The sequence below is a fragment of the Bradyrhizobium sp. USDA 3240 genome, from assembly GCF_054063295.1.
The window spans coordinates 1,077,179-1,097,870 of the sequence record NZ_JBSSGD010000002.1; the positions used below are offsets into that span (position 1 = coordinate 1,077,179).

The following is a 20,692-nucleotide window of genomic DNA, read 5'->3' on the forward strand; positions in this document are numbered from 1 at the left end:
AGAGCTCCAATTCGACTTTTTACCCGCGCCGGACACCGTTCCGGCGCGACGTGTTTGCGCCCCTCGCTTTGGTGAAGTCGGCCCGGATGATGTCGAGCAGGCGGCGCGACGCGGCGCTGAGGAAGCCGCCATGCCGCGTCACCGCGACGACCTCATGACTTGCGGTGAGATCGCCGACGCGGATCGTCGCGATCGACCCGGCGCGCAGCTCCTCCGCTGCGTTGCTTTTTGACAGCAGCGCGATCCCGAGTCCGGCCTCGACCAGCCGCTTCTGCGCCGTGAGGCTGTCGACCGGCGTCCAGTCGACCTCGCCGAGCCCGTGGGTCAGGAACAGGGCGAACACGTGCGAGGCGGTGATCTCGCGCCGTCCGGGCACCTCGGGAAAGGCGATCCAGCGCTCGTCCCTGAGATCGGCGAGACGGCCGACCCGGCGTCCCGCCAGCGGATGGTCCGGCGCGCAGACCACCCCGAGCGGCTCGGCGAACAGCACCTCGCAATAGAGCTCGCCCGAGCGGTCGCGGTCGTAGCGCAGCCCGATCGTCGCCTCGCCGCGCCGGATCAGATCGCTGACCTCGGCACTGGTCGCGGTGCGCAATGTCAGCGCGACATCCGGATGCCGGCGGGCAAAGCGCTTCAGCACCTTGGAGAGCCGCTCGCCCGCAAGCGTGCCGGTCACCGCCAGCGCCACCGGACCGGAATTGTCGCGCAACAGCGCGCGCACCGCATTCTCGGCATCCTGCGCCGCCGCCACCGCGCGTTCGGCATAGGGCACCATCACCCGCCCCGCATCGCTCAGCCGCGTCTTGCCCGCGATCCGCTCGAACAGGGGCACACCGAGTTCCTGCTCGAGCAGCGCGATGCGCCGGGAGATCGCCGGCTGCGAGCGGTGCAGTGCCTTGGCGGCATTCGAGACGCCGCCGCGCCGGTGCACCATCAGGAACGTGTTGAGCGCGTCGCTGTCCATTCACCAGGCCTCATGCAAAAAGCTGATGATATCGAAAGAAATAACAAATTTGTCTGATGGCCGAAACCGCCCTATCGCTGCTTTCAGACGCTTTTTTCAACCCTCAGGAGTTCACATGCGCACCCAGGCAGACAAGGCAGCACGCTTTCGCGAGCTGCATCAGCGGCCCGGCGCCTTCATCATTCCAAACCCGTGGGATGCCGGCACGGCGAAGCTGCTCGCGGCGATGGGTTTCGAGGCGCTTGCGACCACGAGCCTCGGGCTCGCCAACACACTCGGCCGCGCAACCGTCGGCCTCGACGAGATCATCGAGAACTGCCGGGCGATCGCTGATGCCACCGACCTGCCCGTCAATGCCGATCTGGAGAATTGCGGCGCCGACATGCCGAAGCTCGCGGCCGAAGCGATCCGGTTCGCCGCCGAAGCCGGCGCAGTGGGCGGCTCGATCGAGGATTCGACCGGCGATCGCGAGCGTCCGATCTACGACTTCACGCTGGCGGTCGAGCGGGTGCAGGCCGCCGTCGAGGCGGCACAGGCGCTGCCCTTCCCGTTCACGCTGACGGCGCGCGCGGAGAACTTCCTCTGGGGTCGCAAGGATATCGACGACACGATCAGGCGGCTGCAGGCGTTCGAGGCCGCCGGCGCCGACGTGCTATATTCGCCGGGCCTCTACGACATCGACACCATCAGGACCGTGGTGTCGTCGGTCAAGAAGCCGTTCAACCTCGTGATGGGCTTCGCCGACCCGACCCTGACGGTCGAGCAACTGTCCGCCGCCGGCGTCAAGCGCATCAGCGTCGGCGGCGCGATGGAGCGTCACGCGCTGGCCGCGTTCCTGCGCTGTGCCCGCGAGATGAAGGATCAGGGCGCGTTCAGCTTCGTCCGCGACATGGCGCCGGTGAAGGAGGTGCGCGAGGCGTTTGCTGCCGCGAAAGGCGCGTAGCGCGTGGGCCTGCCCAGCGCCAGGGAATGCCGGCGCCGCCCCGGGACTTTGCCTGAGGCGGCCTATCCACTGATCTGGTATGGTAGCGCCAACACCGCAAGTCCGGCCAAGGCGCTACCAGACCTGACGATTCATGACAGGTCGCGACTTGCAGGCAGCCTCAGGCAATGCCAAGAGAGCGGGATCATGTCCCAGGATCACATTTCCAACGTTCTTGCTGAACGTTATGCCTCACCCGCCATGCGCGCCATCTGGAGTGGCGAGGGCAAGGTTCGCCTCGAACGCGACTACTGGATCGCCGTGCTGAAGGGCCAGCGCGATCTCGGGATTCCGGTTCCGGACGGCGTGATCGAAAGCTACGAGCGCGTCAAGGACCAGATCAACCTGGCCTCCATCATGCAGCGCGAGCGCGTCACCCGCCACGACGTCAAGGCGCGCATCGAGGAGTTCTGCGATCTGGCCGGTCACGAGCACCTGCACAAGGGCATGACCAGCCGCGACCTCACGGAAAACGTCGAGCAGTTGCAGGTCTACCGCGCGTTGCAGCTGGTCGAGACCAAGAGCATCGCCGCGCTGATTCGGTTTGCGAAGCGCGCGCAGCAATTGCGTGACATCCCGTTCACCGCGCGCACCCACAACGTGGCCGCGCAGGTCACGACGCTCGGCAAGCGCATCGCCATGTCAGGCGAAGAGATGCTGCTGGCGCATCAGAGCCTGGTCAACGTGCTGCAGACCTACCCCGCGCGCGGCCTGAAGGGCGCAGTGGGCACCCGTCTCGACCAGATCACCTTGTTCAATGGCGATGCCGGCAAGGCGCGCGCGCTCGAGGAGCGCATCCTCGTTCACCTCGGCTTGCCGAAAGCGCTCGACTCCGTCGGCCAGGTGTATCCGCGCAGCCTCGACTTCCGTGCCGTCAGCGTGCTCACCGAGCTCGCCAGCGGTCCCGGAAACTTCGCCAAGACCATCCGCCTGATGGCGGGCCACGAACTCGCCAGTGAAGGTTTTGCCAAGGGCCAGGTCGGGTCCTCGGCCATGCCGCACAAGATGAACAGCCGCTCCTGCGAGCGCATCAATGGCCTGCATGTGATCCTGAAGGGCTATCTCGCCATGGCCGCAGGCCTCGCCGGCGATCAATGGAACGAGGGCGACGTCTCCTGCTCCGTCGTCCGCCGCGTCATGCTGCCCGATGCCTTCCTCGCCACCGACGGCCTGCTTGAGACCTTGCTCACCGTGCTCGATCAGATGGAGGTGTTCGAAGCCGTCGTCGCGACCGAGCTCAACCGCTATCTGCCCTTCCTGCTGACCACCACGGTGATGATGGAAGCGGTCAAGAAGGGCGCCGGCCGTGAAGGCGCCCACGAGGCGATCAAGGAGCACGCCGTGGCCGCCATCGGCGACCTTCGCACCGGCAAGATCGTGCAGAACGATCTGCTGCAGCGTCTCGCCGCCGACCAACGGCTTGGCCTCAGCGAGGCCGAATTGCAGCTCGTGCTCGCGCAAGGTCGCGCCAACTCCGGCGACGCCGGCGCCCAGGTCGATTTCTTCGCCGAGCAAGTCCACGCGCTCGCCCAGGCCAAGCCCGAAGCGGCGAGTTACGCGCCGGGCACGATCCTGTAATGTCATTTGCCATTGGCGAGTAACGATTCCGTTCGCTACTCGCCATTCGCGCTATCGTCTCAGCCTTCCTTGAAGCCATATTCCGGCACGTTGCCGCTGGCGCCGTAATATTTGTACGGCAGGAACTTGCCTGACATCGTGATCTTGACGCGGTCGCCCTTCGGATTGGCGACGCGTTCCATCGCCATGTCGAAGTCGATCGCCGACATGATGCCATCGCCGAATTCTTCCTCGATCAGCGCCTTCCACGCTGGGCCGTTGACCATCACCATCTCGTAGAAGCGATAGATCAGCGGATCGGTCGGCGGCATCGGCGTGCCGGTGCCGCGCATCGGCACCTCGTTGAGCATCGCGGTCTCGGCCTTCGACAACCCGAACAGCTCGCCGGCATTGGCCGCCTGCGGTTTTGTCAGCTTCATCTGGCCGAGGATCGCACCCACGATCAGGACCTCGGAATAGCCGCCGATCTTCTCGCAGATATGCTTCCAGCTCCAGCCCTTCTCGCGCTTGATGTCGAGCAGCTTTTCGGTGAGGTCTTCGCGTTTCATGAGGCTTCCTCCTTGGGGATCGGCGCGCCGTGCCGACGCCGGCATTGATCGGCGTCCGGCCGCATTTTACGCCGCCGGACGCCGCCAAACATGCAGATTCTATGCCGCCTTGCCCGTGACAACGGCAGCGGTCGGCAGACCCTCGTCGATCGGCAGCGCCGGGTCGCGCGACCACTCGTTCCAGGAGCCGAAGTACATCCGCACGTCCTTCACGCCGGCGTTCTTCAGCGCCAGGAAGGTGTTCGAGGCGCGCGCCCCCTTGAAGCAGTAGAGGTAGACCGGCGTGGTCTGCGAGATGCCGACGGTGGCGCACTCCGCCAGGATCTCGTCCTTAGACTTGAAGCGCGGGCCTTCGCCGGTCGGCTTCATCATCCGGTACCATTCCAGCCAGACGGCGCCGGGGATGCGGCCCTTGCGCGGGCAGAAATCCTTGCCGTAGGGCGAGGAGCTATCGCCGATCCACTCGTCGACATCGCGCACATCGAGGATCGCAACGCCGGGCTTGCCGACCGCGGCCAGCATCGCCTTGGCGTCGATCATGATGTCGCCGGCCTCCGGCACGATCGCAAAGGAAGCCTTCGCCGGAACCGCGACGTCGGTGGTGACCGGGAGATCGGCGGCCTTCCAGGCATCGAAGCCACCATGCAGCACCTTGATCTTGGGATAACCCAGCATCGTGAGCAGGTAGTAGCCGCGACAGGATTGGCCGAAGCCGGAATTCATCGACTGCTCGTAGATCACGGCGGTCTCCTTGCCGGAGAGACCGGCGGCGCCGAACGCGTCGGCGAATTTGGTCTTCAGCTCGTGGATTCCCTCCGGCGTCGAGGTCGCGAGGAACGTGAAGACGTCATGCACATTGACGGCACCGGGCAGATGGCCCTCCGCATAGGCATCCGGATTCCGGGTGTCGATGATGACACACGGCTCTTTCTTGACGAGCTCGGCAAGTTCGCCGGCGGTGATCAGAACGTCCGTCATGGCTCTCTCCTGTTTGTGGTTGCAGTTGTGGTGGTCCCAAACTCCTTCAACCGTCAGCCAGCATCTTGCGCAGCTGCTTGGTGGCGGGCGTGACGATGGCGACGAAATAGGCTTCGCGCAGTCTGCGCTGTGCGCGATGGCTCATCAGATAGCCGCGCGCGCCGCAATGGAGCATCGCCGCATGCGCGACCGCGACACTGGCATCGCCGATCCGCAGCCTGAGCGCGACGACGCGGCGCCAGTAGCTGTCGTCGGCGTTATAGGGATCGCTAGCCAGCGTCATCGCCTCCTTCTCGAACTCGGCATAGAGCTCGCGGAATTGCACCGGCTGCTGCGGCAGATAGCGGTTGACGTGACCGAGCGGCGCATGGACCTCGTCCATGATGTTGATGCAATCCCTCATCAGGCCGAGGCCCATGCCGGTCTGCAGCAGGATGAAGCCGGCGCGGACCTTCTTGACGAACGGCGCAGCCGGCTCGGCCAGGATCAGCTCGTCAGGCAGGAACACGTCGCGGAACTGGACGCTGTAGGTGCCGGTGCCGTCCATCGCCAGGAACGGCTTGCACGGCGTCAGCGTGATCGCTGGGTCGGAGCAATCGGCAAGGAACATGACCGTGCTGCCCGGCTCGCCGTTGGTGCCGTCGTCCTCGCGCTCGAAGATCGTGCCGAAGTAGTGGTCGGGGCCGAGATTGGACACCCAGGGCAGCGCGCCGCGCACGACGTAACCGCCATCGACCTTGCGGCCTTTCAGCTTCAGCCGCTCGATGCCGAAGAAGCTCTTCATCGGGTTGGAGAGCCCGGTGCCGCCGAGCGCACGCCCGCTGGAGAAGCAGTTGCCGAAGCGCGCGGCGAGCTTCACGTTGGTGGAATTGGCGACGTACCAGACCAGCGTGTTCTGGCACCACGCCATGAAGGCGGTGGCGCCGCAGACCTAGCCGAGCGCGGCCATCGACTGGATCGCCCAGCGCAGGTCGGCAGGGCCCTCCTGCGGCACGTGGCTGCTCCACGCGCCGGTCTTGCCGAGCCGGCGCAGGAATTCGCCGGGATAGACCGAGCCGGCATCGATCGCGGATGCGAGCGGTGCCAGCTCCTGACGGGCGAGGCGCGCGACCTCGTCCGTGATGGTCGGTGCGGGATCTTGAGCTGCGACCCGCGATAAAGCCAGTGAACCCATGGTTGGTCTCCGCACCTTGAATTGCCGGTCGCGCCTTACGCGCTGACCTCGAGATTGACGGGACGGGTGAAGGTGTTGGCGACCGGCGACCACTTCTTCACATGCGCCACCAGCGCGTCGATCTCGCTCTGCGCGACGCCCTCGCATTCCATGTCGACCTTGACGCGGACATCGGTGAAGCCGACCGGCTTCTCGCTGACGTCGCCGGTGCCCCACACCGCGGTGATGTTGAGATCGCCCTCGAGCTCCAGCTCGAGCTTGTTGACGATCCAGCCGCGATGCACGGCGTTGGCGTGCAGGCCGACCGCAAGGCAGGAGCCGAGCGCAGCGAGCGAGGCCTCCGACGGATTGGGCGCGGTGTCGTCGCCGAGCAGGCCCGGCGGCTCGTCGACGATGTAGGGCGCGAGGTTGCGGATATAGTTGGCGTGGCGGAACTTGCCCTCGGCCACCGTTCTGCACTTCAAGGTCTTGATCACCTTCGGGTTGGCCTTGCCGTTGGCAATCAGCTGCTCGAGCCCGCCTCTGTCGATCGGCGCGAGGCAGCCGGTCAGTGCGGTTTTTTGAGCGACAGCGGTCATCAGTTTTCTCCCTGGGAGCGATGGATTTGGTCAGGATACCGAACGGTCTGTTTCCTGCACGAAGCGTGCCAATCCTCCGCCGAATCAAAAGCTGAAATCGCGCAGGCGGTTAGCTCTGCCTGCCCGCGGATTGATCAGGCCGCGGCTGCTCAAACGCGGTGCATCTGCCGCGCCGCCGCGATTACTTTGAGCGCAGGACGGCGCACATGCCCGCCCCCGTGAAGATGCGGCTTGATGATTTTGACGCGCTCCGATTTACTACCGCGCATGGCCAAATCGCTTGCGAAGAAAAAACCTGCCGCCGCGTTCGCCGCCGGCGATGACGAGTCCGCGCGCGGGCGCCTGCTCAATGCGGCGACGCATCTGTTCTGCAAGAACGGCATCAACGCCACCGGCATCGATGCGATCATCGACGAAGCCGGAACCGCCAAGACCACGCTCTACAAATTGTTCGGCTCGAAGACCAACCTCGTGCATGCCGTGCTGGAAAGCGAAGGCAAGCAGTGGCGTGAGTGGTTCATCGGCGCGATCGAGGCCGGCGGCGGCGATCCGCAGACCAAGCTGTCGCGGATCTTCCCTGCCCTCAAGACCTGGTTTGCCGAGGAACGCTTCTACGGCTGCCCGTTCATCAACGCGGTCGCTGAGCACGACAAGGACGCCAAGCAGTTCCGCAACATCGCGCTGAAGCACAAGAAGGTGGTGCTGGCGCATATCGAGAAGCTCGCCGGCGAGATGGGCGCGACCGAACCGGCGGTGCTCGCGCATCAGCTCGCGCTGTTGATCGACGGCGCCATTGTCGCTGCCATGGTGTCATGTGACCCCACGGTCGCCGACACCGCGGGCCTCGCCGCAAGCAATCTGTTCGCACCGGCCAAGCTGAAGAAGGCGAAGCGCGCGGGCCGCGCGGACGAACTGGTGGCGGTCTAGGCGCCGCGCGCCCGTTTCATTTGAACGGAAATGGCTGCGCCGCCATGATCTCGGCGGCCGCATCGACGATGCGCGGCAATGACATCAGATGGCAGGTGGCGGCGCCGACGCTGCCGCTCCGAACGAGCCCCTGCCGGAGCAATTGCTCGCCGATCTCGGGAAAGCCGTCCGGATATACTGCCGCGATGTCGAACCGTACCCACCGGCGCTCACCATCCACGACCATGGGCGAGCCTTCCGCGATGCGCGGCAAGCCCGGCCACGCCCTCTGCTCGGCCAAGTGGAAGGAGGTGCAGGCTTCGAAGCCCGCACCCAGCAGCAGGACACGCGCCGCCGATCGATAGAGATATCCGAGCGGCCCCTCGTCACCGAACGGCGCACTGAGCGGCTGCTGCGCGGTGATCTTCTCCGCCTCGGGTCCGAGCGCGGTGAACGAGCAGGTCGGATGCAGGCTCCGGTGTGCGCCCGGCCAGGTCCGGAACAGCTCGGCGACCGCGCCCATGTCGCGGGTCGGCGTCGTGCGCGGGTCGAAGGCTGGCAAATTCGCACGGATCGTCTCGATCCATTCTTGCGGAACGGCCGGCGCGCGCCAGTTGGCCGGGTCGCTAAGCTGCGATGATTGCGCGGGCATCACCAGCGTGCCGGCGTCGGTGACCGCGCCGAGCAACGCGCGCACCACGGCTTCCGAGCCGCCGGCAACCCAACCAAGCCTGCTCATGGCGCAATGAACCAGCAGTGTCTCGCCCGGCTGCACGCCGAGGCGAAGCAGATCACAGATGAGGCTGTCCCGGGTTCGCGGCGCGCTGCTTGCAGCGACGAGGTTATGTTCTGTCATCTGAATCGGTATCGGCGTCATGCCGGCCATCAACCGGTTGAACTGGCCGCCGAACGCCGCGACGCCAGACGCATTGCAGATAGCCGGCACCCGTTGCTGTGTGCCCGGCAGGCGGGATGTCGCGTCTGCCGGCTCGACTCATAGGATCACCGCGGTGTCAGCGCAACACGCGGCCGCCGCCGCCCGAAAATTAACCGCCGGCCGAATGGACGTCGCGACCATCGGCCGCATCGCAGCTTCCGGCATCGGTATTCGGCGGTGCGATCGCCCGCCGGGTTTACCGGTCGTCAATCACACCGCGCGATCCGCCGCAGCCTTAAACGCCTGTTAGGTCCGCCCGGGTCAGTTGCGCCGTGAAAGTACGAGGCAAGAATAATGCAGTCCGAAAAAGGACGATACAGCCAGCCGCGCTGGGGCGTGACGCGCTGGCTCGCCGATGCGGGTCCGGGCGTGCCCGATGACATCCGCGCGGCATTGATCGGCGATCTCTATGGCTCGCTGCCGGTGTTCGCAGCCGGCGCGGTCAATACGGTCGCCGTCGCGGCCGTGATTGCGATCCGCGAGCCGACCGCGCCGTTCATCACCTGGGTCATCCTCGAGCTCGTCATCTGCCTCTCGCGACTTGCGGTGCTCGTGGCAGCGCATCGCGCGGCACGCGAGGGGCGGCCGACGCCGACCGATCTGCACCTCGTCCTCGCGGTCGCCTGGAGCGCCAGCGTCGGCTTCGGCATGCTGATCAGCCTTGCAAGCGGCGACTGGGTGGTTGCAATGCTGGCCTCGCTGTCGGCGGCGGCGATGGTCGGCGGCATCTGCTTCCGCAACTTCAGCGCCCCGCGCCTTGCCGGCGCCATGATCTTGCTCAGCCTCGGCCCGATCGTGCCCGGCGCGGCGCTGGCCGGCGAGCCGCTGCTGTTCATCGTGTTCCTGCAGGTGCCGATGTATCTCGCGGCGATGACGGTCGCGGCCTTCCGCCTCAACAAGATGCTGATCGCAACCATGCGCGCCGAGCGCGAGAACGGCCATCTTGCCCATCACGACACCCTGACCGGACTGCGCAATCGCGCCGGCTTCGTCGCCGCGCTGAACACGAAGCTCGCGGCTCCGGCCGGACACGACAGGCCGTTCGCGCTGCTGTTCCTCGACCTCGACAATTTCAAGCCGATCAACGACACCTATGGCCATGCGGCCGGCGACCAGGTGCTGATGCTGGCCGCCGAGCGGCTTCGGCGCACTCTGCCCGAGACCGCGGTGATCGCGCGGCTCGGCGGCGATGAATTCGTGGTGCTGGCGAACGGCGTCACCGCCGAGCAGGCACTCGGGATCGGCCAGCGCATCATCCAGGCCGTCACGATGCCCTACCGGCTGGCCGACGGCATCTTCGCAAAGGTCGGCGTCAGTGTCGGCGTCGCTGTCTCGCCCGAGCACGGCACTGAGGCCGAGGAGCTTTTGGCCGTTGCCGATGCCGCGCTGTACGAGGCCAAATCCGACGGCAAGGCGCAGTGCCGCCTGGCGTCCGTCGCCACCAACGTCGCGGCGCTGCGCCGGCTGACGCAAAAGGACCCCACGCCGGCGTTCGATCGCGGCGCCGCCTGAAGCGACGTCCGGCAGGAACGCGGCCTAGCGATCGGCAAAACGTCGTCAGTGTCTGGTGTCGAGCTTGCGCAACTCGGCATGGGCTGGCGCCCATTCGACGTAGGTCTTCGGGCATCCGTCCACGGCGAGGCGAAGCAGCCGCACGGCCTCGTCCGTCGCACCTTTCGCCAGCGCCAGCTCACCACCATAGAAATGCGCTTCGCAGAGCTGCCCTCTCATCTTGACCGGATTGGCATCGTCGGCGGCCTTCACGACATCCTCCAGCGTTATGGCGCCGAGGAACAAGCGAACGATCGGCGCCGGCCAATTCGACAGGTCAAGCCGCCCGGAGGCTTCATCAAGTCCGCTCGGTTGGCCGGTCTTCTGGCGCACGAGATCGAGCCATAGCAGTGTGTAAACATCCTTCCGATCGAGCTCGCTGGCGCGGACGAACTCGTCGTGCGCTTCCGACAGGAGCCCGCCTTGAAAGTAAGCGCTCCCCGCCCAGCGATGAAGTTGAGGATCGTTCGGGGTCAGCTCGATCGCCTGTTTGATGTTGGATAGTCCGAGTTCGAGGTCGCCGCGAGCGCGAAGGATGCTGGCGCGGCCAACATAAGGCAGGGGATTTTTTGGGCTGAAACCGATAGCTTGATTGAAGTCGTCCAATGCGAGCTCGATGTCGCCTTTGATGATGTGAGCGTGTCCGCGGCAAATGAGGCCCACCCCCGCCCCGCGTTCCGGGCTGATCTCGATCGCACGATTGCAGTCAGCTATCGCCCGATCTGGCTCGCCCTTGAGATTGTAGGCGCGCCCGCGGCCGACATACGCAGCCACATTGTCGGGATGGGTTAGAAGGGCTCGGCCGTAGTCGTCGATCGCGCTGTCGACATCCTGCTTGATCAGGTAGGCGCCAGCCCGTCCCAGGTATGCGTAAGTGTCTTTTGGAGCGAGTTCTATGGCTCGACCGTAGTCGGCAAGCGCTGTATCGACCTCGCCCTTCCGTTTACGCGCCCATGCCCTGCGGAAAAGGGCGATCAGATTGTTCGGATCGCGCTCGATGACGTAATTGTAGTCCTCGATTGCCCGATCAACGTCGCCCTTATCAAGATAGAGCGCGGCGCGGCGAAAATGTGCGGAGATCGCTCCTTGCAAATTGGTCGACATCGCCTCGATCAAGGCAGTGCAACCCGCGATGCGATCATCCAGGCTGATATTTCCGGCCACGGTGCACTTGGCCGGCAGGAGAAGCTGTGCACGTGCAGCCGGAATTGGCGCCAGCAGCACGCCAAACGCGATCATCATCGCCCTGGCGGCGAATGCACGTTTTGCCCGTTCTGTCACTTTGTCCACCCCCCGCCCACCGGGAGACTAGTAGCAAAGCCCCTGCCTGCAACACAACCTTCCGTTGCCTGTGCCGCAACGGCGCGCCGGCGACGGTATTGGCGCGATGTTGCCTACAGATCGAAATTCGTCGGCAGCATCACGACGTCGCGGATGGTCATGCCGCGCGGCCGGGTCAGCATGAACATCACGACCTCGGCGACCTCGCTCGCCTCCAGCAGGCTGCCCGCCGCCTTGGCTTCCTCCAGCTTCTCCGCCGGCCAGTCCGCGAGCAGCGCGCTGATCACGGGCCCGGGCGAGATCGAGCCGACGCGAATGCCGTGCTTGAACACCTGGCGTCGCACCGTCTGGACGAAGCAGTTGATCGCCCATTTCGACGAGGCATAGACCGGCTCCCACGGCGTCGGGAAATGCGCGGCGAGCGAGCTCGTCACGATGATGTCGCCGGTCCCGCGCGCGATCATGTGCGGCAGCACGTCGTGGACGTTCTTCATCACGACATTGACGTTGAGGTTCAGCATCCGGTCGATCGCGCCGGTATCGGCATCGACGAGATCGCCGCCGACATAGATCCCGGCATTGGCGTGCAGGATGTCGAGCTGGCCGGCCTTCTCGAGGATCCTTGGCAGAAGCGTCGCGCAGGCCTTCGGATCGAGCAGGTCGATGACCAGCGGAATCACCGCATCGCCGTGCTTGCCGGCGAGCGCCTGCAGCGCGGCCGCGTCACGGTCGACCATCGCCACGCGCGCGCCCGCGGCCAGCATCGCCTCGCTGCTCGCAAGTCCAATGCCCGACGCCGCGCCGGTCACGGCCGCGACCTTGCCTTCCAACTGCTTCGCCATCGTCTCCACCCTGTCCGGTCAGTGCGGCACACATGGCAAACACATCGCGGTCGCGATGTCAGCTCCCATGCGGCCAGCGACGTTGTCCGACGCGCATGTCCCGTCACATGCGAAGCATCGGCGGCCGCGTTGCGAAACGGCGACGCAGCCATTTTGCCGCGGGTCCGGCCGGCCGCTGCTTGTGCCAGACCACTTCGAGCGCGACGGGATGCGCGCCCTCGTCAAATTCCAGCTCGGGAATTGCCAGTTCCTCGGCAATCTGCGAACTCGCCATGATGTGCGCCGGGATCAGCGCCCAGCCGACGCCCTGCTTGAGGATCTGCAGGATCACCCAATGGCTCTCGACCCACCACACCTCGGCTGCGACACGCAGCCGGTGCCGCTCGGTGCCTTCGTTGCGCACCGTGACCATGATCTGGCGATGCCGCTTCAGCTCCTCCCAATCCACCCGCCCATGCGCCAACGGATGGTTCTTGCCGCACACGAGCTGCAGCGGCACCCAGCCGATGGTCTTGAAGCCGAGTTCGGGCGGCAGATGCTCCTGCCGCCACATCACGCCCACATCGGCCTTGCCGTCGAGCACGAGACGGCTGACGTCCTCCATGATCGGAAACAGCAGCTCCACTTCGACATGGGGAAAGCGCTTGGCGAATTCCGCAAACAGCTCGCCGACCGCGCTCTCCGGATAGAGCTCGTCGATCGCCGCCACCAGCCGCTTCTCGACATGCGCCTCGAAACTGCTGGCGACACCGATCAGGTGTTCGCGGCGATCGAGGATCAATCTTGCTTCCGGCAACAGCCGCACACCGGCTTCGGTCAGCACCGGGTTGCGCCCGGTCCGATCGAACAGCGCAATCCCGAGGTCCGTCTCCAGATTGGCGACGTGGGTGCTGACGGCCGATTGCGCTTTCTTCAGCAGCCGCGCCGCACCGGAGAACGAGCCCTGCTCGGCCGCCGCCACGAAGGATTCGAGCTGGTCCATGGAAACGGCCATCTATCTCTTTTCCAGATATTACCTAACTTTCTAATCCCACAATATCAGATAGAAACCCGGTCACAACGACAAGAGCGTTTTCAAGCGAAGTGGATACCGGTTCGCGTGAAGAAAACGCGTCAAAACAAGAATCAAGAAAGGGTTTCAAAATGTCTATGCGTTCCTTCTCCGACCGGATCAGGCACGCAGTCCTGTTCGAACTGATCGGTATCGCCATCTTCACGCCGGCAGCCGCCTGGCTGTTCAATCAGCCGGTCGCCCATATGGGCGTCATCGGCGTCGTCTCGGCGACGGTGGCGACGATCTGGAACTTGCTGTTCAATCTCGGCTTCGACCACGCGCTGGTCCGCGTCACCGGCCGTGTCGCCAAGACGATGCCGATCCGCGTCGCGCACGCGATGCTGTTCGAGGCCGGCCTGATCGTGCTGCTGATTCCGTTCGTCGCCTGGTATCTCGGCATCTCGCTGTGGGCCGCGCTGATGATGGATATCTCGATCGTCGCGTTCTATCTGGTCTACGCGTTCGTCTTCAACATCGCTTACGACCGCGTGTTTCCGGTGCGCGAGCTCCGCCCGCACGGTCGCACGGCAAGCCGGGCCCTGCCGGCCTGATCGGCCCTCGGTACTCGGCGCGGCGCTTCGGATCATGTGATCTGTCGCGCCGCGCCGGACCCTGACACCACTCCAATATTCCTGATGGTAGCGACTGCGCACAAGTTCCGCCGGGCTGAGCTCATACACTGGCTTGATCCGGCTCGAGCGCGGTACAATGCTTGAAGCCGACATGCCCGTCAGAGGCTGCCAAACGGCCAACAATGCCAAAACGGCCAACAAGAAGAAGCGGAGGACTACAATGCCAAGGAACCGTTCACCCCAGCTCACTCGCCGTGATCTTATCAAGGGCACGGCTGCCACGTCAGCCACGCTGCTGCTCGGCAAGCCCGCCATTGCCAAAGGCAAGACCGAGATCGTGATCGGCAACATCGACGCCTATTCGGGACCGGCTGCGGTCTATTCGTCGATCGGCCGCACGCCCGGCGGCTATTTCAAGATGATCAACGAGCAAGGCGGCATCGACGGCCGCATGATCAAGTACATCACCTATGACGACGCCTACAGCCCGGCCAAGACCGTCGAGCAGGCGCGCAAGCTGGTCGAAGGCGACGAGATCGACGTGCTGTTTGCGCCGCTCGGTGCGCCGACCAATGCGGCGATCATGAAATACATGAACCAGAAGAAGGTCCCGCACCTCTTCATCGCCTCGGGCGCCACCAAGTTCGGCGACTACAAGAACTTCCCCTACACCATGGGTTTCCAGCCCTGCTACCAGATCGAGGGCCGGGCCTTCGCGCAGCATGTCCTGTCGACTCAGAACGATCCCAAGATCGGCATCGTCTACCAGAACGACGATTTCGGACGCGACGTGCTGAAGGGTTTCAAGGACGGACTTGGCGGCAAGACCTCCGCAATCGTGGCGGAGTTGTCCTATGAGACCGCGGATCCTACCATCGACAGTCAGGTGGTCCGCTGCAAATCCGCCGGCGCCAACGTGTTCATGAGCATGACCACGCCGAAATTCGCCGCGCAAGGCATCAAGAAGATCGCCGAGCTCGGCTGGCAGCCGGCGCATTACATCGGCAACAACGCTTCCTCCGCCGGCTCGACCCTGAAGGCCGCAGGCTTCGATGTGTCCAAGGGCATCATCTCCAGCGCCTATTTGAAGGATCCCGTCGATGCCGCCTGGGACAGCGATCCCGCGATTCAAAAATGGCGCGGCTTCCTCGACAAATACGATCCGGCCGCGGCCAGGAACGACATCTACGCGGTCACCGGCTATCTCACCAGCCAGATTCTGGTTCAGGTGCTCAAGCAGTGCGGCGACGACGTCTCGTCGGAAAACATCATCAAGCAGGCGGCGAATTTGAAGGATGTCGAATCCGACATGCTGCTGCCGGGCATCAAGATCAACACCTCGCCGACCGACTATTATCCGCTCGAGCAACTGCAACTGACGCGCTTCAGCGGCGAACGTTACGAGCCGCTGGGTCCCGTGATCGACGGCGGCATTTCAAAAGCGTGATCGTCCACGGCGCTCCGTGAAAGACAGCGCGGCGTACGCAAACCGTGTCGCAGTTGCCATCGGCCGCTCATCGGCCGATGATGCGCAAAACGGATCAGAAACGACCGGGAGGAAGTGAATGCGTGGACGCCGTGTGCTGATGGAATCCTTCGTGTCGCACGGCGTGCGTCACATCTTCGGCAATCCCGGCACGACGGAAACACCGCTGCTCGACAGCCTGCCGGCATTCCCGCAACTCGAATACATCATGGCGCTGCACGAAGGCGTCGCCGTCAGCGCCGCCAGCTTCTATGCGCAGGCATCGGGACGCGTCACCGTCGCCAATTTGCACGTCGCTCCGGGCCTTGGCAACGGCATCGGCTCGCTCTACGGCGCGCTGAAAGCAAATTCGCCCGTGGTCGTGACCGCGGGTCAGCAGGACACGCGCATGCGGCTCAACAATCCGCTGCTCGGCCACGACCTCGTTGCGATGGCAGCACCGGTGACGAAGTGGAGCGTTCAGATCGAGCGCGCCGACGAGATCGCACCGATCATGCGTCGCGCGTTCAAGGTGGCGACCGATGCGCCGCAGGGGCCGGTGTTCGTATCGCTCCCGATCGACGTCCTGGAACAGGAGACCGCGGTCGATGCATCGACACCGGACAATCTGTGGCGATCGACACGCCCCGATCCGGCGGGCATCGAGGCTCTGGTCGGGCTGCTGCTGAAGGCGAAGAATCCGGCCATCATCGCCGGCGACGACGTGGCGCGCTCGGGCGGCGAGCAGGCACTTGTGGCACTGACAGAGACGATCGGTGCCACCGTGTGGTTCGAAGGGTTGCGGCATCACGCGCCCTTTCCGACCCATCATCCGAGCTATCGTCAGTCGCTCCCCGGCGACGCCCGGCAGGTACGCAAGGCACTCGGCGAGACCGATCTCGTGCTGCTCGTCGGCGGTCCCTTCTTCGAGGACATCTGGTTTGCGCCTGATAGCCACATTCCCCACGGCGCCTCCGTGCTCCAGATCGAGGCCTCGGCTGAGCGTCTCGCGCTCAACAACCGGCTCGATGCCGGCATTGTCGGCGACATCGCGGTCAGCATCAGTGCATTGACCGACGCGTTACGCGCCAAGGCGAGCGCGGACTTCAGGCAGGCTGCGCAAAACCGCAATGCTGCGCTGGCCGAACTGCAGGCGAAGGAGAAGGAAGCCTATCGCGCGCGCGTCGAGAAGAGCTGGAACCGCGAGCCGAGCTCGATGCCGCGCGCCACCGCCGAACTGCGCCGCGGCCTGCCCGATGATGTGGTCATCGTCGATGAGAGCATCACCGCGAGCCTCGATCTCGCCCGCGCCTTTGACTATCGCGGCTTCGGCGACTATTTCGGCGGACGTGGCGGCGGCATCGGCCAGGGTCTTGCCGGCGCGATCGGCGTCAAGGTCGCAATGCCGGACCGTCCGGTTGTCGCGATCTCCGGCGACGGCTCGGCGATGTACGCGATCCAGGCGCTGTGGACCGCCGCGCACCACAGGCTTGCGATCGTGTTCGTGGTGCTCGCGAACCGCGAGTACCGCATCCTCAAGCACAATGTGGACGTCTGGCGGCAGAATTTCGAAGCCGGCACCCAGCATCCCTACCAGAACATGGACATCACCGGCCCCGCGCTCGACTTCGTGCATCTCGCGGCCGGCATGGGCGTCGAGGCGGTCAGGGTTGAAAAGGCGGACGACATCGCCGGTGCAGTCGCAAACGCTGTCGCGGCGCAGCGCCCGTACCTCGTCGAGATCGCACTCGAAGGCAAGCGCTAGAGCATGATCCGGAAAAGTGCGCAGCGGTTTTCCCTCGCGACAAACGCGGAACGCGTTTGCGCGGAGATCATGCTCAAATAAAAAGCTGGAGGAGCTTCTGATGGCAGGCATTCTGGACGGCAAGGCTGCGTTGGTGACGGGCGGCGGCTCCGGCATTGGCCGGGCAACGGCGATTGCCATGGCGCGCGAAGGCGCGCGCGTCGCGGTGTCCGACCTGTCAAAGGACGGCATCGAACAGACGGTCGCGCTCATCAACGCCGCAGGCGGCCAGTCGATTGCGATCCAGGGCGACGTCACCGACGAGGCCGATGTCGCCAACATGGTGGCCCGCACGGTATCGGCGTTCGGGCGCATCGATTGCGCGTTCAACAATGCCGGCGTGGCCGGGCGCTCCGTCGGCCCGCCCGGCCAACGCATCCATGAGCTCACGCAGCCCTCGGTGGCGAAGATGTTTTCGGTCAATCTGATGGGCGTGTTCCTGTGCCTGAAGTACGAGGTCGCGCAGATGCTCAAGCAGGGCGGCGGCGGCGCGATCGTCAATACCGCCTCGATCGCCGGGCTGGTCGGCCTTGCCACGTCGGCGCACTATGTCGCGACCAAGCACGGCGTCGTCGGGCTGACCAAGTCCGCTGCGATCGAATACGCCCAGGACGGCATCCGCGTGAATTGCGTCAATCCCGGATACATCAAGACGCCGATGACCAAGGAGACGATGGACGAACGATACGACGAAATCATCGCCAAGGTGCCCGCACGTCGCCTTGGGGTACCAGAGGAAATCGCCGAGGCCGTGGTCTGGATGTGCTCGGACAAGGCGTCGTTCATGACGGGCGCATCGCAAGTGGTCGACGGCGGCTACAGCGCTGCCTGAGCTTTGCGAAAGAGGCGACAGGAACCGTCGGGGCGTGACCGCGACGGGGCGAAACAAGTCCGTATCTGCAATCGTCCCGTTGTCTGGCTATGACGCGTGAGTGCGAGCCTGGAAATTTGTGGAAACGATTTGGCCGGGTTTGGCATCTTCCAAACGCGAATTGAGAGCGATACGCTTGATCGCCTGCGCGTCAAGTGCGGCTTGCCTACGCGGTTGAACGGCGAGAGCCGTATCATCGTGGATTTGGATCAATCCCTTTTTAGTGCCTCGCCATTCGTCGTGGAAAGCTGAACCATCCGGCCCTGACTGAGGATGATTGTGATTGTACGTCCTGCATCACGCATGACGGTACGAAATCATACAGATCGCCGGCGATAAGAACGCGTTTTCCCGCTTGCTGTGGCGCTGCCGATTTCGAACCGGGCAGCGTGCGCCCCGGCGTCCGCGCACGCGACGAGGGAGGACAATGGCAATGAAGTCTGTTTCCAAGATTGCAACGGCTGCAATCGCCAGCTTTGTTCTGGGCGTCGGCGCCGGCAGCGTCCTGTACGCGCAGGCCAAGATACCCGCTTACTCGGTTGCGGAAATCGATGTCAGGGATCAGGACGGCTACGCAAAGGATTTTCTGCCGAAGGCGCAAGCCAACATCAGGGAGCACGGCGGCAAATACCTCGCGGGCGGTCTGAACAAGACGATCACCATGAACGGGGCGCCGCCACCAAATCGCGTGGTGCTGATCCAGTTTCCCGATATGGACTCGCTAAAGGCGTTCGGTGCCACGCAGACCCAGCTCGAGGCAGACGTCGGCAACAAATATGCCAGCTTCCGTGCAATCGGAATCGAGGGCGTCGAGCAGAAATGACGACGCGAAAGGCGGCGGGCCCGGCCCGCCGCCCGAAGCCCCGCTACTTTTCAAATGGTGCCAAGTCTAGCCGGGTCCGATCGCAATCGACCGATCCGTTGCAAGGCACCCGGCTTTCCCTGCACCCTCTGCTCAATGAGAGGTCGGAACGAAGAGCAAGACTCGAACAGATGTGTGACTCGCGGACCGCATAACGCATTCGGTGTCGTCCCTGCGAATGCAGGGACCCATAACCACAGATGCTCATTGCTGAACGATACTGCAACGGCGAGTCCCGTTCACAACACCGGCCGCGGAGTATGGGTCTCGGCCTTCGCCGGGACGACGATTGAGGATGTCGGCAATGCCACATTCAGTGTCGTCCTGGCGAAAGCCAGGACCCATTGCCCCAAGTCTCAATTGTTGCGCGACGCTGGGGCCGCGATCCCATTCATCACCGAATGCGGTGGTTATGGGTCCTGGCTTTCGCCAGGACGACGTGTGGAGAGGCCCGCGGTCGATCTCGACGCCATTAGACTCTCAGCCGGCGAAAGCTCACCGCTCCTGCTGCAAACTCCCCTCCAGCCGCGCCAGCTCGCCGTCGAGGTCGCGCTCGACATCGACCGCCTGCACGTCGACCACCCGATAGTCGCGCGCCTCGAGCCAGGCGCGGCGATTGGCGCGGTCCGTGCCGATGGCGTCGCTCTCGTTCGGATTGACCAACTCGATCGCGAGCCGGTGCACGAACGAGACGAAGTCGGGGATGTGGCGGCCGACCGGGGTCTGGCGCTTGAACTGGCCGGCAAAGCGGCGGTCCCGCGTCAGCGCCTGCCACAGGATCCGCTCGGCGTCGGTCGGGTTGCGGCGGAGCAGCCGGGCGAGTCCACGCACCGTGCTGGAATTGTCGGCGGCGGCACCGCCCTGCCCCTGCTCGGCGAGCAGCGCCCGCAGACGCGTCGCCTGCGCGCCGTCGAGCACGCCGCCCTTGGCCGGGCCCTTGCGGCCCTCGGCGATCGCCATCACCACGCCGTGCAGCGTGTGCATGTCCTGCTTGGTCGGGTCCATCCGGGTGAAGATGTTGCGCAGGTTCACCAGCATAGTGTCGCGCTTCTCGGCCGGCCGCAGGAACTCGACCTTGTCGAGCTCGGCGACGAGGTTGTCGAAGAACGCCTGCATCTGGTGCTGAGAGGCCGGCTCGGACCGCTCGGGCATCGCGAAGGGAAGCGCGCCCGCGGTCGAGAGCTTGAACCATTCGTACCCCATCAGCAGCACCGCCTGGGCGAGGTTGAGCGAGGCGAAGCCCGGATTGACCGGAAAGGTGATGATGCGGTTGGCGAGCGCGACCTCGTCATTGGTCAGGCCGGAGCGCTCCCGCCCGAACAGGATGCCGGCCCCGCCGCCGGATGCGACATGGCTGACGATCTCGTTCGCCGCGCCTTCGGGCCCGACCACCGGCTTGGCCTGATCGTGGGCGCGCGCGGTGGTCGCAAACACCAGCGTGAGATCGGCGATCGCCTGCTCGACCGTGTCGAACAACTCGACGGAACCGATGATGTGGTCGGCGCCGGCGGCGGCGCGTTGCGCGGCGACGTTCGGCCAGCCGTCACGCGGATTGACGATGCGCATCCGGGTCAGCGCGAAGTTGCCCATCGCGCGCGCGGCCATGCCGATGTTCTCGCCAAGCTGCGGCTCGACCAGGATGACGACGGGACCGGCAAGGTCGTGCCCTGCCTTGGTCTTGTCGGTGCCGGACATCTCACTTCACTTTCTGATTCAACGTCTGAAGATTTTGAATCAGCTTCCGA

The 20,692-nt window shown here is 64.6% G+C and carries 19 protein-coding genes and 1 pseudogene; 10 read left to right on the forward strand and 10 right to left on the reverse strand.

Annotated features, from left to right (window positions below):
- Positions 1-19 precede the first annotated feature (19 nt).
- Entirely contained in the window at positions 20-964 is a 945-nt protein-coding gene (locus ACVIGA_RS05810) for a LysR family transcriptional regulator (RefSeq protein WP_456665630.1), read from the reverse strand.
- A 115-nt stretch (positions 965-1,079) separates the two neighbouring features.
- On the opposite strand from ACVIGA_RS05810, the gene ACVIGA_RS05815 reads away from it, so the two are divergent.
- A complete protein-coding gene (locus ACVIGA_RS05815; RefSeq protein ID WP_456665631.1) occupies positions 1,080-1,907 on the forward strand; it encodes an isocitrate lyase/PEP mutase family protein in 828 nt (275 codons plus the stop codon).
- Between the two features lie 186 nt (positions 1,908-2,093).
- Positions 2,094-3,524, forward strand: a complete 1,431-nt coding sequence (purB, locus tag ACVIGA_RS05820; protein ID WP_456665632.1) for an adenylosuccinate lyase — start codon at positions 2,094-2,096, stop codon at positions 3,522-3,524.
- 59 nt (positions 3,525-3,583) lie between these two features.
- Here the strand turns inward: purB and cynS are convergent, their stop codons facing one another.
- The 4 genes and pseudogenes from cynS to ACVIGA_RS05840 all read right to left on the reverse strand — a co-directional run bounded on the left by cynS (position 3,584) and on the right by ACVIGA_RS05840 (position 6,802).
- Positions 3,584-4,072, reverse strand: a complete 489-nt coding sequence (gene cynS / locus ACVIGA_RS05825; RefSeq protein WP_050629156.1) for a cyanase — start codon at positions 4,070-4,072, stop codon at positions 3,584-3,586.
- 99 nt (positions 4,073-4,171) lie between these two features.
- Positions 4,172-5,050 (reverse strand): sulfurtransferase, encoded by an 879-nt coding sequence (locus ACVIGA_RS05830; RefSeq protein WP_456665633.1) that lies wholly within the window; start codon positions 5,048-5,050, stop codon positions 4,172-4,174.
- A gap of 46 nt (positions 5,051-5,096) precedes the next feature.
- A pseudogene (locus tag ACVIGA_RS05835) lies at positions 5,097-6,224 on the reverse strand (acyl-CoA dehydrogenase family protein).
- 35 nt (positions 6,225-6,259) lie between these two features.
- The gene (locus ACVIGA_RS05840; protein ID WP_298374753.1) at positions 6,260-6,802 is read right to left on the reverse strand and encodes an OsmC family protein; all 543 of its coding nucleotides are present in this window, start codon (positions 6,800-6,802) and stop codon (positions 6,260-6,262) included.
- A gap of 267 nt (positions 6,803-7,069) precedes the next feature.
- Between ACVIGA_RS05840 and ACVIGA_RS05845 the strand changes: the two genes are divergently transcribed.
- Positions 7,070-7,729, forward strand: coding sequence for a TetR/AcrR family transcriptional regulator (locus tag ACVIGA_RS05845; protein ID WP_375781187.1), 660 nt, complete (start codon positions 7,070-7,072; stop codon positions 7,727-7,729).
- 16 nt (positions 7,730-7,745) lie between these two features.
- On the opposite strand, the gene ACVIGA_RS05850 is transcribed toward ACVIGA_RS05845, so the two are convergent.
- On the reverse strand, positions 7,746-8,594 hold the full coding sequence (locus ACVIGA_RS05850; protein ID WP_456665634.1) for an aminoglycoside N(3)-acetyltransferase: 849 nt from the start codon (positions 8,592-8,594) through the stop codon (positions 7,746-7,748).
- A 345-nt stretch (positions 8,595-8,939) separates the two neighbouring features.
- On the opposite strand from ACVIGA_RS05850, the gene ACVIGA_RS05855 reads away from it, so the two are divergent.
- Complete coding sequence (locus tag ACVIGA_RS05855; protein ID WP_456665635.1) at positions 8,940-10,157, forward strand: diguanylate cyclase; 1,218 nt, start codon at positions 8,940-8,942, stop codon at positions 10,155-10,157.
- Positions 10,158-10,202: 45 nt separating this feature from the next.
- Here ACVIGA_RS05855 and ACVIGA_RS05860 read toward each other — a convergent pair whose 3' ends face one another.
- The 3 genes from ACVIGA_RS05860 to ACVIGA_RS05870 form a co-directional block, all read right to left on the reverse strand.
- Positions 10,203-11,486: a tetratricopeptide repeat protein gene (locus tag ACVIGA_RS05860; protein ID WP_456665636.1), complete on the reverse strand. Its 1,284-nt coding sequence runs from the start codon at positions 11,484-11,486 to the stop codon at positions 10,203-10,205.
- 104 nt (positions 11,487-11,590) lie between these two features.
- Entirely contained in the window at positions 11,591-12,319 is a 729-nt protein-coding gene (locus ACVIGA_RS05865; protein ID WP_456665637.1) for an SDR family oxidoreductase, read from the reverse strand.
- Between the two features lie 103 nt (positions 12,320-12,422).
- A complete protein-coding gene (locus ACVIGA_RS05870) occupies positions 12,423-13,313 on the reverse strand; it encodes a LysR family transcriptional regulator (RefSeq protein WP_456665638.1) in 891 nt (296 codons plus the stop codon).
- Between the two features lie 149 nt (positions 13,314-13,462).
- Here ACVIGA_RS05870 and ACVIGA_RS05875 point away from each other — a divergent pair, with 149 nt between their 5' ends.
- The 6 genes from ACVIGA_RS05875 (at position 13,463) to ACVIGA_RS05900 (ending at position 18,908) form a co-directional block, all read left to right on the forward strand.
- Positions 13,463-13,924, forward strand: a complete 462-nt coding sequence (locus ACVIGA_RS05875) for a PACE efflux transporter (protein WP_456665639.1) — start codon at positions 13,463-13,465, stop codon at positions 13,922-13,924.
- 241 nt (positions 13,925-14,165) lie between these two features.
- A complete protein-coding gene (locus ACVIGA_RS05880) occupies positions 14,166-15,392 on the forward strand; it encodes an ABC transporter substrate-binding protein (RefSeq protein ID WP_456665640.1) in 1,227 nt (408 codons plus the stop codon).
- A gap of 118 nt (positions 15,393-15,510) precedes the next feature.
- Entirely contained in the window at positions 15,511-17,175 is a 1,665-nt protein-coding gene (locus ACVIGA_RS05885; protein WP_456665641.1) for a thiamine pyrophosphate-binding protein, read from the forward strand.
- Positions 17,176-17,275: 100 nt separating this feature from the next.
- On the forward strand, positions 17,276-18,046 hold the full coding sequence (locus ACVIGA_RS05890) for an SDR family NAD(P)-dependent oxidoreductase (protein ID WP_456665642.1): 771 nt from the start codon (positions 17,276-17,278) through the stop codon (positions 18,044-18,046).
- 96 nt (positions 18,047-18,142) lie between these two features.
- Positions 18,143-18,337: a hypothetical protein gene (locus ACVIGA_RS05895; protein WP_456665643.1), complete on the forward strand. Its 195-nt coding sequence runs from the start codon at positions 18,143-18,145 to the stop codon at positions 18,335-18,337.
- A 181-nt stretch (positions 18,338-18,518) separates the two neighbouring features.
- Positions 18,519-18,908 carry a DUF1330 domain-containing protein gene (locus ACVIGA_RS05900; RefSeq protein ID WP_456665644.1) on the forward strand — a complete coding sequence of 130 codons (390 nt, stop codon included), beginning with the start codon at positions 18,519-18,521 and terminating at the stop codon, positions 18,906-18,908.
- A gap of 534 nt (positions 18,909-19,442) precedes the next feature.
- Here ACVIGA_RS05900 and ACVIGA_RS05905 read toward each other — a convergent pair.
- Positions 19,443-20,642 carry a TrmJ/YjtD family RNA methyltransferase gene (locus tag ACVIGA_RS05905; protein ID WP_456665645.1) on the reverse strand — a complete coding sequence of 400 codons (1,200 nt, stop codon included), beginning with the start codon at positions 20,640-20,642 and terminating at the stop codon, positions 19,443-19,445.
- Between the last annotated feature and the right edge of the window lie 50 nt (positions 20,643-20,692).